Origin of the sequence: Pseudomonas sp. CYM-20-01 (genome assembly GCF_023169845.1) — a bacterium.
In the GTDB taxonomy this organism is placed as follows: Bacteria; Pseudomonadota; Gammaproteobacteria; order Pseudomonadales; family Pseudomonadaceae; genus Aquipseudomonas; species Aquipseudomonas azotoformans.
Genome location: NZ_AP025169.1, coordinates 313,718 through 326,919, shown reverse-complemented (window position 1 = coordinate 326,919; position 13,202 = coordinate 313,718). Strand labels below are relative to the sequence as shown.

The window sequence follows — 13,202 nt, the reverse complement described above, 5'->3', positions numbered from 1 at the left end:
AACGCCTGGGCGTTGGCTCTCGCCCGGGCATTGCGCTAGCCTTGGCGCTCGCTTTCAGTTGTCGAGTCCCATGGCTTTTTCATACCGCCTTTTAATCGTCCCTGTGTTGTTTTCGTTCGGTTGGTCACCGTTGGCTTCGGCCTTTGACCTGACCACCCAGAGCACCGTCGCAAGCGCCTACGCCACCAGCAAGGTGACGTCTGCGCCCTTCGACAGAAAAGTGATAATGGCCGCCCAGGATGACGCTGCCGCGTTTATCGCCACTGACGGCCAATGGCGGGGCGCAAGGCTGGAATCTGCGCTGGATTATTTGCGCCGCAGCCAACCAAAACTTAACGCCAGCGACCTTGAACTGGCGCAAGCAATTCTCGTCCAATAATCATCTCTGTATTCCATCTTTGTCTCTGGAGTTATTCCATGCGTAGCCCGCTGATCGCCGCCACCCTCGGCCTGCTGTTGTTGGCCGACATCGCCCAGGCACACACCCTGGTGGCCACCAGTAACATCATTGTCCGCGCCTCCGGCCGCACCATTGATTTCACCTCGGACACCACCACCTCCATCCGTGACTCCAAAGTCGTACGCGAAGCCCACGATGACGCCGCCAGTTTCGTCGCCAGCAACGGCGAGATCCGTGGCGCCCACCTTGAAGCCGCCTTCGACACTCTGCGCACACGCCTGCCGGAAGCCCGCGACGCCAGCGACCAGACCCTCGCCGAAGCCATCCTCGCACTGTGAGGCGAATCGTCGCCTGGCTCCTGGCCGGGACTGTGCTGCTGTGTGCCGGCGCAGCCCAGGCCAGCCTGCAACTGCGGCTCAAGACCGAGGGTCTGAGCCCGGCTGAACAACAGGCGAGCCAGGCATTGCTCGACGAAGCGATGCGTTCCTTGCCGCCGCGCTTTGTCGAGCAGTTGGATCGACGCATTGATGTCGGCTGGACCGACAAGATGCCCGAGAACGCCTACGGGCAAGCCTCCCTGGTGTCCGAGCTGGACCTCAACAGCAACCTGCTCGCCAGCCTGACCGACGGCAGTGCCGCCACCCAGAAAACCAATCGACCTCACGGCACTGTGCGCCGGGAAATGCTCGCTACGGTGCTGCATGAACTGACCCACATCTATGACCGTGCGCGCCTGTGGTCCAAGGAAGACCGCACGCTGATCAACCGCTGCAGCCGCCAGAACAACCTCACCGGCCTGATCGGCCTGCCTGATCAATGCCGTGGCCAGAATGGCCGCCGCTTTACCTTGAGCGATGATCCACGCCTGCTGGACCTGGCCGGCTGGCCGCAGTACGTAGGCCGTCGCGGAGAGCGCGAGCAACATAATCATCAAGTCGCCCGCAGCCCGGACATCTACGAAACCACCAGCCCGTTGGAATTTGTGGCGGTCAACATGGAGTACTTTCTCCTCGACCCGAGCTACGCCTGCCGCCGTCCCGCGCTGTTCCGCTATTACAAGGAACACTTCGGCTGGGCCCCGCCGCAGCAAGACACCTGCGCCAACACCTACGCGTTCCTCAACGCCGGTAACGATTTTGCCAAAACACCGCTGGGCCATGTGGACCCGGAGCGCGTCTACGAGATCGACTACCTGCTGGCCGAGGCCAACCAGAACCTGGTCAGCCGCTGGGGCCACAGCATGCTGCGCCTGGTGATCTGCGCACCGGGGCGCCCACGCGGGCCGGACTGCCGGCTGGACCTGGACCAGCATCTGGTCTTGTCCTATCGCGCGTTCGTCGGTGACGTACAGCTGTCGAGCTGGGATGGCCTGGTCGGCAAGTACCCCTCGCGGCTGTTCGTGCTGCCGCTGGCGCAAGTGATCGATGAATACACCAAGACCGAGCTGCGCGGCCTGGCCTCGGTGCCGTTGAAACTGACCCGCCAGGAAATCAACGATACCGTCGAGCATGCCGCCGAAATGCATTGGAGCTACGACGGCAACTACTTCTTCATCTCCAACAACTGCGCGGTCGAGAGCCTGAAACTGCTACGCAGCGGCAGTGCCAACCCGCAACTGACCGGCCTGGACAACATCACCCCCAATGGTTTGCTTGAGGTGCTGAGCGCACGCGGCCTGGCCGACACCAGCGTACTGGACGACAAACGCAGGGCATTGCGCCTGGGCTATCACTTCGACTCCTTCCGCGAACGCTACCAGGCGATGTTCGATGTGCTGCGCAAACACCTGCCGATCAAGCAGACCCAGGTTGAAGACTGGCTGTCCCTGAGCGCTGAGGAGCGTCGCCCGTGGTTCGACCAGGCCGACTTGCGCACCAGCGCCGCGTTGCTGCTGCTGGAGCAGGCGAGCTTTCGCAAGCAATTGATGCTGGCCCAGGACGAAGTCAAACAACGCTACCTCGGTGCTCGCGAGCTGAAGAACGGTGGCATGGAGAAAGCCAATGCCACGCTGCAACAGATCCTCGCCAACAGCGGCTTCCTGAGTCGCCCGGCTGAGCTGCTCGGCAGCGGCGGCTATGGCCTGCCGCAACCTTCGGAAGCCACACGCCTGGAATCGGAAAGCGCCGAACGCCAGAAGCAGCTGCAATCGCTGACCGGCGAATTGGACAAGGAGGTGAGGGCGCTGCTGGAGCCTTCGCGTTCAGCCGAGATTGCCGCCTGTGAAGCCAACCTCAAGCTGGTGGGCGAACACTTGCGCAAGCTGCACAAAGCCGCCGGCGGCCTCGAACTGCCCTAAAAACCTCAAGCCAAATACAGACAAATGTGGGAGGGGGCTTGCCCCCGATAGCGGTGTGTCAGCCTGCGCATGCAGTGACTTGCACCCTGCTATCGGGGGCAAGCCCCCTCCCACATTTTGGTCCATGTAAGTCCAGAGACTGCGTGCATTCCCTTCGTCACCCGTTTACTCAGCGAAAGCTGGCTGAAAGCTTACCCGTCTAGGATCGCCCCCACTGCCGGCAACAGACCGGCTGTTAACAACAACAATGGTGATTCCCGATGTCCGCCCGTACCCGCCTGTTCGCCCCAACTCCACCCGTACGCCTCGTGCCTTTCGTTCTGCGCTGACCGCACCCGGTTCGCCATTCCCTAGCCGCGCTACGCCTGGAGTATTCCTATGCTGACTTTCCTTGGCTTTGCCATGGTCATCACGTTCATGTTCCTGATCATGACCAAGCGCCTGTCCGCGCTGATCGCCCTGATCATCGTGCCGATCCTGTTCGCGCTGTTCGGTGGCTTCGCGCCCGAGATCGGCCCGATGATGCTGGCCGGTATCACCAAGCTTGCGCCCACCGGCGTGATGCTGATGTTCGCCATTCTGTACTTTGCCCTGATGATCGACTCCGGCCTGTTCGACCCGGCCGTGCGCAAGATTCTCAAGATGGTCAAGGGCGACCCGCTGAAAGTCTCGGTCGGCACCGCCGTACTGGCCCTGGTGGTGTCCCTCGACGGTGACGGCGCCACCACCTACATGATCTGCGTGGCCGCCATGTTGCCGCTGTACCAGCGCATCGGCATGAGCCCACGGATCATGGCCGGCCTGATCATTCTTGCCGGTGGCGTGATGAACATGACCCCTTGGGGTGGCCCGACCGCCCGTGCCGCCAGCGCGCTGCACGTGGACCCGTCGGACATTTTCGTGCCGATGATCCCGGCCATGGCCGCCGGCGTCGTCGCAATCCTGGTGATTGCCTACATGTACGGCCTGCGCGAACGTGCACGCCTGGGTGAATTGCACCTGCAAGGCGACGAGATCGACCACAGCGAAATCAGCGTGTCGCAATTCCCGGACGCCCGTCGCCCGAAACTGATCTGGTTCAACGGTGCCCTGACCTTTGCCCTGATGTGCACACTGATCGCCGGCCTGTTGCCACTGCCGGTGCTGTTCATGGTGGCATTCAGTATCGCGATGATCGTCAACTACCCATGCCTGCAGATGCAAAAAGACCGCGTCGCCGCCCACTCCGGCAGCGTACTGGCGGTGGTGGGGCTGATCTTCGCGGCCGGTATCTTCACCGGCATCCTGTCGGGCACCGGCATGGTCGATGCCATGTCCAAGAGCCTGCTGGCCGTTATCCCTGACGCGCTGGGCCCGTACCTGGCGGTGATCACCGCGCTGGTGAGCATGCCGTTTACCTTCTTCATGTCCAACGATGCGTTCTACTACGGCGTATTGCCAGTACTCGCCGAAGCCGCCAGCCACTACGGCATCACGGCTGCAGAAATGGGACGTGCATCGATCGTCGGACAACCGGTGCACCTGTTGAGCCCACTGGTACCTTCGACCTACCTGCTGGTCGCTTTGGCAGGTATCGAATTTGGCGATCACCAGCGCTTCACCCTCAAGTGGGCAGTGCTGGTATGCCTGTGCATAATGGTCGCCGCTTTGCTGATGGGGATTATTCCTCTGTTCAGCACTCTATAATCCCGAACACCCAACCGCGCGGCGCTGCAGCTTGCGCGGTTTAACACTCGCTCAAAGGAATACACATGGAATGGCTGACCAATCCGGAAATCTGGATTGCCTTCTTCACCCTGACGGCCCTCGAGATCGTCCTGGGCATCGATAACATCATCATGATTTCGATCCTGGTCAGCCGCATGCCCAAGCACATGCAGGCACGCACCCGGATCTTCGGCCTGGCCCTGGCCATGGTCACACGCATCCTGTTGCTGCTGTCGATCACCTGGGTGATGCAACTGACCGCCGACCTGTTCGTGGTCTTCGGCCAAGGCATTTCCGGGCGCGACCTGATCCTGTTCTTCGGTGGCCTGTTCCTGCTGTGGAAAAGCTCCCAGGAGATGTACCACGCGCTGGAAGGTGAAGACGAAACCCACGACGAGCCGAAGGGCGCCGGTGGCAAGTTCATCTACACCATCATCCAGATCGCGATCATCGACATCGTGTTCTCCCTGGACTCGGTCATCACCGCGGTCGGCATGGTCTCCCATGTACCGGTGATGGTCGCGGCGATTGTCGTGGCGGTATTGGTGATGATGCTGGCAGCCGGCACCATCAGCGAATTCATCGACAAGCACCCGTCGTTGAAGATGCTCGCGCTGTCGTTCCTGCTGGTAGTCGGTACCGTGCTGATCGCCGAATCCTTCGACGTGCACGTGCCAAAAGGCTACGTCTACTTCGCCATGGCGTTCTCGCTGGCGGTGGAAGCAGTGAACATCAAGATGCGCACCGCCATCGCGAAAAAGAAGAAACAGCAGGATCCTGTGAAACTGCGCAAAGACATCCCGGGTCAATAATCCCGAGCCAGACAAAAAAGGGGCCTGCACAGGCCCCTTTTTTTCATCCGCACAAAGCTGATTTCATGACAGTTTTATTTCAATCCCCACTTTAGCTATGCGATGCTGGCGCCGAACCCATTCGCCAACTACAGCTTAAGTACAAGACGTAGAGCGGCACGCGGCAACTTTCCTTCGCTCATTTTCGAGCGCACCCACACGGGGGGCCGAGCATGCTGACCTTGCTCAATCTGCTTTCCGCCGTGACCCTGCTTATCTGGGGCACGCACATCGTCCGTACCGGCATCCTGCGGGTCTACGGCTCCAACTTGCGCCAAGTCATCGGGCAGAACATGTCCAAGCGCTGGCTGGCGTTTATCGCCGGTATCCTGGTGACAGCCATGGTGCAGAGCAGCAACGCCACGGCGATGCTGGTCACCTCCTTTGTCGGCCAGGGCCTGATGGGGCTGATGCCCGCCCTGGCGACCATGCTCGGCGCCGACGTCGGTACCGCGCTGATGGCGCGGGTGCTGACGTTTGATTTGTCCTGGCTGTCGCCGCTGCTGATTTTTCTTGGGGTGATTTTCTTCCTGTCGCGCAAGCAAACGCGAGCAGGGCAGTTGGGCCGGGTGGGGATCGGCCTCGGGCTGATCATCCTCGCACTGCAATTGATTGTTGAAGCGGCCGGGCCGATTACCCACGCCCAGGGCGTCAAAGTGATCTTCGCGTCGTTGACCGGCGACATCCTGCTCGACGCCCTGGTCGGCGCCCTGTTCGCGATGATTTCCTACTCCAGCCTGGCGGCTGTCCTGCTGACGGCAACACTGGCCGGCGCCGGTGTGATCGGCCTGCACGTGGCCATCGGCCTGGTGATCGGCGCCAACATCGGCAGCGGCGTGCTGGCCTTCCTCAGCACCAGCATGCAGAACGCCGCCGGACGCCAGGTGGCACTGGGCAGCCTGTTGTACAAATTGATCGGCCTGTTGCTGATCATCCCGGTGCTCGACCCGCTCGTACGCTGGATGGATGGCCTGGACTACAGCGCACAAGGCATGGTCATCACCTTTCACCTGCTCTACAACGTCAGCCGTTGCCTGATCCTGTTACCGACCATTGGCCCGATGGCCCGCTTGTGTGCCTGGCTGCTGCCTGAGCGCGAAGAGGTCAATGGCAAGGCCAAACCACGCCACTTGGACCTGGCCGCGCTGGCCACACCCAGCCTGGCACTGGCCAACGCTGCCCGCGAAACCCTGCGCCTGGGCGACCTGATCGACAATATGCTCATGGCCATGCTTGAAGTGCTGCGCGGCAAGCAGACCGCCATCACCCAGGAAATGCGCAGCCTCAGCGATGATGTCGAAGCGCTGTACAGCGCGATCAAACTCTACCTGGCACAAATGCCCCGGGAAGACCTCAGTGAACACGACAATCGGCGCTGGGCCGAGATCATCGAACTGTCAATCAACCTTAAACTGGCCGGCGACCTGATCGAACGCATGCTGCGCAAAGTCCAGCAGCAGAAAACCTCTCAGCGTCGCCAGTTCTCCGAAGTGGGCCTGGAGGAACTCACCGGCCTGCACAGCCAGTTGATCGCCAACCTGCGCCTGGGGTTGTCGGTGTTCCTCAGTGCCGACCCGGAAAGCGCCCGCCAGTTGCTGCGCGAGAAGCGTCGCTTCCGCGCCCAGGAACGGCGCCTGGCCCACGCCCACGTCAGCCGCCTTCAGCGCAAGATCGTCCAGAGCCTGGAAACCAGCTCTCTGCACCTGGAACTGATTGCCGACATGAAACGCCTGAACTCGTTGTTTTGCAGCAGTGCCTATGTAGTGTTGGAAACGTCTGACACCGGCGCGCTCTCCGCCGAAGATATTGCCGACATCACACATTCGCCCTGAACGTACGGTGGCCCGTGAAGTCAGTTAAAAATGACCTCACTCGCCAGGAAGCTTGTTATGCGTCGCCTGTTGTTCGCTTGCCTGCTCATGGGATCTGCCCACGCCTTTGCCTTTGAGCGCCTGCAAGTCGAGGGCTACACCTTGCCCAACGGCCTGCAATTGTTGCTCAAACCGGGCACCGAGCGCGGGCATGTGGCCATCCGTCTGGTGGTCGGAGTAGGCCTGGATGACTTCAACTGCGCAGACAAAGAGCTGCCGCACCTGCTCGAACACTTGCTATTCAGCGGCATCGACGGCGGCGGCGAAGCCGAGCTGGAAGACCGCATGCAAGCCCTGGGCGGCGAGTGGAACGCCTACACCAGCAACGCCGACACCACCTTTGTGATCGAGGCGCCCGCGCAAAACCAGCGCAAAGTGCTGGACCTGCTGCTGGCGATCATCACCCGCACCGAACTGACCGACGCCAATATCAACGCGGCCAAGCGGGTAGTGGAGCGCGAAGACGGCGGCCACTACTCACACCTGCAACGCCTGCTGGACCGCCAGGACCTGGGCCACACCGCCAGCAACCAATTGGCCGTCGAACTGGGGCTCAAATGCGCCGAACGCGCTGAGGTCGACCACCTGACCCGCGACCAGCTGGACGACCTGCGCTCACACTGGTACGCCCCCAACAACATGACCCTCATCATCGTCGGCGACCTCGACAAACTGCTGCCGGCCTACCTGGAACGCACCTACGGCCAACTCGACCCGGTCGACCCTACCGAGCATCCGGCGCTGCCGGAAATCCAGCACGCCGCTGCCAGCCATCGCGAGCTGATCCACGGCTGGGTCGGCAACAGCGCCAAGTTGCACTGGCTGTTCCCCGAGCCGGTGCTGGATGACGGACATGATGAAACCTACGACCTGCTCAAGGACTACTTGGACTGGGCGCTGTATCGCCAACTGCGCCTCAAGCACGGTTTGTCCTACGGTCCCTGGAGCGAGCGCGAAGTACTCGGCGGCGTCGGTTTCCTCAGCCTGAATGCCGACCTTGAGCGGGAAAACCTCCCCGAAGCGGAACACGTCCTCCAGGACCTCAAGGCCCGACTGCTCAAGGACGGCCTCGACCCAGCAGTGTTTGCGCGCCTGCAACAAGCCGCCATTGCGCGCCAGGCGTGGGCCGTGCAAGGCAACAGCGCCTTGGCCGACTACTACTGGAGCGCGTCCGCCGAATACAACAACGGCCACTTCAGCGACCCAGCCAAGCGCATCAAGGCCGTGAGCCTGGACCAGACCAACCAGGCCATGCGCGAAGTGTTCAAGCAGCCCGGTTACTGGCGCATCGAGAAACCACTGCTCAGCTACGACATGCTGAGCTGGATCAGCGCCGGAGTGCTGGGGCTGATCGCCTTTGTGTTGATTGGCGTGCGGGTTTATCGCAAACGGATCGTGCAATGACCCACCGTACAACGGCCTAAGACGTTATTCTGTCTGGGATTTTTCCTACAAGACTGCGAAGCGCCGAATGCCAAACCTGACCCACTTAATCCAGCGCGTTCTCGAACTGATGAAGCGCTACCCAGGGGTGATTGCACTCGGCGGTTTTATCTCGGGTGTGTGCAGCTTCATCCTGGTGGATCGCCAGCAGGGCATGGCCAGCTGGATTGCGGTGATCATGCTGGTGAGCTGGTTGTGGCTGATGCTGGAGAACAGCTTTACCCAGCTGTTCACCAAAGTCTTCAAGCGCGAAATCCCCGAACCGCTGCTGCGCTACGCGACCCAGATGATCCACCAGGAAAGTCTGTTTTTTGTGCTGCCGTTCTTTTTCGTCACCACCGCGTGGAACAGCGGCCAATCGGTATTCACCGGCTTGCTCGGCGCGGCGGCGCTGGTGTCGATCATCGACCCGCTGTACTACAAGTGGCTGGCGCCCAAGCGCTCACTGTTCCTGGCGCTGCATACCCTGACCCTGTTCGCCGCGCTGCTCACGGCATTGCCGATCATCCTGCACCTGACCACCGCCGAGAGTTACAAACTGGCCCTCGGCGTGGCCATGGCACTGTCGATCCCAAGCCTGGCGGTAAGCTTGCCGCTGCGTAGCGTCAAAGGCTGGGCGATGCTGCTCGGGGTCACCGCCACCATCGGCTGCGCCGGGTGGCTCCTGCGCAGTTGGGTGCCACCAGCCACCCTGTGGATGACCGAAGTGGCCATCAGCACCCAACTGCAGGACCGCACGCCGGGCGACGACCTCAAGGAAGTCACTGCCGCGCAGCTGCGCAGCGGTGGGCTGTATGCCTATACCGCGATCAACGCGCCGCGTGGCCTGGATGAGCGCATCTACCACGTGTGGAAATTCAACGGCCAAGAGGTCGACCGCATCGCCCTGGATATCCACGGCGGGCGTAAAGAGGGCTACCGCGCCTGGACCCACAAGCAGAACTTCCCGGCCGACGCCGTGGGCCGCTGGCAGGTGCGGGTGCTGACCGAAGACGGGCAAGTGATCGGCGTGCTGCGCTTCAAGGTGACGGACTCAGCACAAACGGACAACCCAAAGTAGGCCGTATCGTGCTATTACGTAGGAATTGTGGATAGCCAAACAAGCTCGGAGCTTATGACCACCAGCACGACGGCCGGCGCAGCCCACCTCGATACGTCCACCACCCCACCACAACTGCGGATTACGGGGGACTGGACGCTTGCCCACTATGCCAACCTGAAAAAGCTGTCGGACAAGCTCGACGGCCAATACGACGCCGGCGCGCGCATCGACCTCAACGGCCTCGGCGCCCTGGATACGGCCGGCGCCTCGTTGCTGGTGGAGCTGCTGGGGCCGACCCGCATCGAGCAGTCCGCCGAACAAACCGATTGCAGCTTGTCTGCCGCCGACCGCGCGCTGCTCAAGACCGTCTACCGTTCCCTGAATGATTTTTGCGTGCCGGAAAAAGCCCCTGAAGAAGCGGCGGGTATCCAGGTCCTCGCACGCATCGGCCGTGCGGTGGACACCGTCTGGCAGGACACCAAGAAACTCTTGGGTTTCGTCGGCCTGATTCTCGAAACCTTCGCCCGTAGCATTTTGCGCCCCAAGCGCTGGCGCGTGACGCCAATGGTTGCGCACCTCGAACAGGTCGGACTGGATGCCGCGCCCATCGTGGCTTTGCTGACGTTCCTGGTGGGTGCGGTAGTAGCCTTCCTCGGCGCCACCGTGCTCAAGAGCTTCGGTGCGACGATCTTCACAGTGGACCTGGTGGCGTTCTCTTTCCTACGGGAATTCGGCGTCTTGCTCACCGCCATCCTGATCGCCGGCCGCACCGCCAGTGCCTTTACCGCACAGATCGGCTCAATGAAGGCCAACGAAGAAATCGACGCGATCCGCACCCTGGGCCTGGACCCGATGGAGTTGCTGGTACTGCCCCGTGTGCTGGCGCTGCTGGTGGCGCTGCCGATGCTGACGTTCCTGGCGATGCTCTCGGGCATCATCGGCGGCGGCGTGGTGTGCGCGGTGGCCCTGGATATTTCGCCGGCGATGTTCCTCTCGCTGCTGCAATCGGACATTGGCGTGCAGCACTTCCTGGTGGGCATGGTGAAAGCGCCGATCTTTGCGTTCCTGATCGCTGCGATTGGTTGCCTGGAAGGCTTCAAGGTCAGCGGCAGCGCTGAATCAGTCGGCGCCCACACCACCTCCAGCGTGGTGCAATCGATCTTTGTGGTGATCGTGATGGATGCTGTCGCCGCGCTGTTTTTCATGGAGATGGGCTGGTGAGCCGTCTACACCGAGCGCCCAGTGAGGCGGTGATTGAAGTGCGCGGCCTGTGCAATCGCTTTGGCAGCCAGAGCGTGCATGAAAACCTTGACCTGGATTTGTACAAGGGCGAGATCCTCGCAGTGGTCGGCGGCTCCGGCAGCGGCAAGTCGGTGCTGTTGCGCAGCATTGTCGGCCTGCGTCGTCCCAGCGAAGGTGAGGTGCGGGTGTTCGGCAAGAACCTACCGAGCTTGCCGGAGCACGAACGCTCTTTGGTAGAACGGCGCTTTGGCGTACTGTTCCAGAAGGGCGCGCTGTTTTCCTCGCTGACCGTTACCGAAAACGTTGCGCTGCCCTTGATCGAACACGCCGGCCTCAGCCGTCGCGACGCCGAGCACTTGGCCGCCGTCAAACTGGCCCTGGCCGGGCTGCCGCTGTCGGCGGCCGACAAATACCCGGCCTCGCTGTCCGGCGGCATGATCAAGCGCGCCGCCCTGGCCCGCGCGTTGGCGCTGGACCCGGACATTCTGTTCCTCGACGAACCCACCGCCGGCCTCGACCCGATCGGCGCGGCGCAATTCGACCAACTGATCCTGACCCTGCGCGATGCGCTAGGCCTGAGCGTGTTCCTGGTCTCCCACGACCTGGACACGCTGTACACCATTACCGACCGCGTGGCGGTGCTGGCACAAAAGAAAGTGCTGGTGGCCGATGCCATCGATGTTGTCTCGGAAACCGACGACGCATGGATCCACGAATATTTCCACGGCCCCCGTGGCCGCGCGGCATTGGATGCCGCTCAATCGCTCAACGAGGTATGACATGGAAACCCGAGCCCATCATGTGATGATCGGTCTGTTCAGCGTGATCGTGGTGGTCGGCGCGATGCTGTTCGGCCTGTGGCTGGCCAAGTCCAGCGTCGACAGCGCCTTCCAGGACTATGAAGTGATCTTCAACGAGGCGGTCAGCGGCCTGTCCCAGGGCAGCTCGGTGCAGTACAGCGGGATCAAGGTGGGCGATGTGATCAGCCTGAGCCTGGACCCCAAGGACCCGCGCCGCGTGCTGGCGCGCATCCGCCTGGCCGGGCAGACGCCGGTCAAGGAGGACACCCAGGCCAAGCTCGCCCTGACCGGCATCACCGGCACCTCGATCATCCAGCTCAGCGGCGGCACCCCGCAAAGCCCCGAGCTCAAGGGCAAGGACGGCAACCTGCCGCAGATCATCGCCTCGCCATCGCCCATCGCACGCTTGCTCAACAACAGCAACGACCTGATGACCAGCGTCAACCTGCTGTTGCACAACGCCAATCACATGTTCTCCCGCGAGAACGTCGAGCGCCTGAGCAACACCCTGGAGAACCTGCAGCAAACCACTGGCGCCATTGCCGATCAGCGTGGCGATATCAAAGTGGTGATGCAGCAACTGATGCAGGTGAGCAAACAGGCGACCGCCGCCCTGGAACAGACCACCGTGCTCATGCGCAACGCCAATGGCTTGCTCAACGAACAAGGCAAGCAGGCCTTCGGCAGCGCCGAGCAGGCCATGAAATCCCTTGAACAAAGCACCGCGACCATCAACACCTTGCTGACCAACAACAAGGACTCGGTGAACAGCGGCATGCAAGGCCTCAACGAACTGGCGCCGGCGGTGCGCGAGCTGCGCGAAACCCTAGGCTCGCTGCGCGCCATCTCCCGCCGCCTGGAAGCCAACCCCAGCGGTTACCTGCTGGGCAGCGACAAGAACAAGGAGTTCACGCCATGAAGCGTGCTTACCAACTGATTGCCCCTCTAGCACTGGCGCTCGTGAGCGCGTGTTCGATTCTGCCCAAGGCTGACCCTTCGGACGTGTATCGCCTGGCTTCGGCGCAGACCACCAGCCAGGGCGCGCCGGTCAGTTGGTCACTGCGCGTGAACAAGCCGCAGACCAGCGAGTTTCTCGACAGCCCACGCATCGCCGTGGTGCCCAATGGCGACCTGATCAGCAGCTATGCCAACTCACGCTGGAGCGACCCGGCGCCGGTGCTGTTGCGCAACCGCTTTATGGATGGCTTCCAGCGCGATGGCCGGGTGACGCTGCTGAGCACCGATGACACTAACCTGCAGTCCGACTATGAACTGGGCGGGCAATTGCAGGCGTTCCAGAGTGAATATCATGGCAGTGTGGTGGAGGTGGTGATTCGCCTGGATGCGCGCCTGGTGCGCGGGCGTGATCAGCGGATTATTGCCAGCCGACGGTTCGAAGTGCACCAGCCGGTGGGGGACACCAAAGTGCCGGCGGTGGTGGCTGGGTTTGGACAGGCGGGGGATCAGTTGAATAAGCAGGTGGTGGAGTGGGTGGTTCAGCAAGGCAATAGTGCAGCTAAACACTGAGGGCCTCATCGGGGGCAAGCCCC

The 13,202-nt window shown here is 61.8% G+C and carries 12 protein-coding genes; all 12 read left to right on the top strand.

Going from position 1 to position 13,202, the window contains the following annotated elements; translation table 11 throughout:
- Positions 1 to 70: 70 nt before the first annotated feature.
- Complete coding sequence (locus M2497_RS01480) at positions 71 to 379, top strand: DUF2388 domain-containing protein (RefSeq protein ID WP_058424450.1); 309 nt, start codon at positions 71 to 73, stop codon at positions 377 to 379.
- 38 nt (positions 380 to 417) lie between these two features.
- Complete coding sequence (locus M2497_RS01475) at positions 418 to 738, top strand: DUF2388 domain-containing protein (protein ID WP_058424449.1); 321 nt, start codon at positions 418 to 420, stop codon at positions 736 to 738.
- Positions 735 to 2,696 carry a DUF4105 domain-containing protein gene (locus tag M2497_RS01470; protein ID WP_248485584.1) on the top strand — a complete coding sequence of 654 codons (1,962 nt, stop codon included), beginning with the start codon at positions 735 to 737 and terminating at the stop codon, positions 2,694 to 2,696. The genes M2497_RS01475 and M2497_RS01470 overlap by 4 nt, the downstream gene beginning before the upstream one ends.
- A gap of 378 nt (positions 2,697 to 3,074) precedes the next feature.
- Positions 3,075 to 4,382: a CitMHS family transporter gene (locus M2497_RS01465; RefSeq protein WP_028618667.1), complete on the top strand. Its 1,308-nt coding sequence runs from the start codon at positions 3,075 to 3,077 to the stop codon at positions 4,380 to 4,382.
- A 65-nt stretch (positions 4,383 to 4,447) separates the two neighbouring features.
- Positions 4,448 to 5,215, top strand: a complete 768-nt coding sequence (locus M2497_RS01460) for a TerC family protein (RefSeq protein WP_014716354.1) — start codon at positions 4,448 to 4,450, stop codon at positions 5,213 to 5,215.
- 212 nt (positions 5,216 to 5,427) lie between these two features.
- Positions 5,428 to 7,086, top strand: coding sequence for a Na/Pi cotransporter family protein (locus tag M2497_RS01455; protein WP_248485583.1), 1,659 nt, complete (start codon positions 5,428 to 5,430; stop codon positions 7,084 to 7,086).
- Positions 7,087 to 7,143: 57 nt separating this feature from the next.
- Positions 7,144 to 8,529, top strand: a complete 1,386-nt coding sequence (locus M2497_RS01450) for a pitrilysin family protein (RefSeq protein ID WP_248485582.1) — start codon at positions 7,144 to 7,146, stop codon at positions 8,527 to 8,529.
- Positions 8,530 to 8,596: 67 nt separating this feature from the next.
- Positions 8,597 to 9,628, top strand: coding sequence for a DUF5924 family protein (locus M2497_RS01445; protein ID WP_248485581.1), 1,032 nt, complete (start codon positions 8,597 to 8,599; stop codon positions 9,626 to 9,628).
- 54 nt (positions 9,629 to 9,682) lie between these two features.
- On the top strand, positions 9,683 to 10,831 hold the full coding sequence (locus tag M2497_RS01440; RefSeq protein WP_248485580.1) for an ABC transporter permease: 1,149 nt from the start codon (positions 9,683 to 9,685) through the stop codon (positions 10,829 to 10,831).
- Complete coding sequence (locus tag M2497_RS01435; protein ID WP_248485579.1) at positions 10,828 to 11,631, top strand: ATP-binding cassette domain-containing protein; 804 nt, start codon at positions 10,828 to 10,830, stop codon at positions 11,629 to 11,631. Before M2497_RS01440 ends, M2497_RS01435 begins: the two co-directional genes overlap by 4 nt.
- 1 nt (position 11,632) lies before the next feature.
- On the top strand, positions 11,633 to 12,571 hold the full coding sequence (locus M2497_RS01430; RefSeq protein ID WP_058424442.1) for an MlaD family protein: 939 nt from the start codon (positions 11,633 to 11,635) through the stop codon (positions 12,569 to 12,571).
- Positions 12,568 to 13,179 carry an ABC-type transport auxiliary lipoprotein family protein gene (locus tag M2497_RS01425; RefSeq protein WP_248485578.1) on the top strand — a complete coding sequence of 204 codons (612 nt, stop codon included), beginning with the start codon at positions 12,568 to 12,570 and terminating at the stop codon, positions 13,177 to 13,179. Before M2497_RS01430 ends, M2497_RS01425 begins: the two co-directional genes overlap by 4 nt.
- The last annotated feature ends 23 nt before the right edge of the window (positions 13,180 to 13,202 follow it).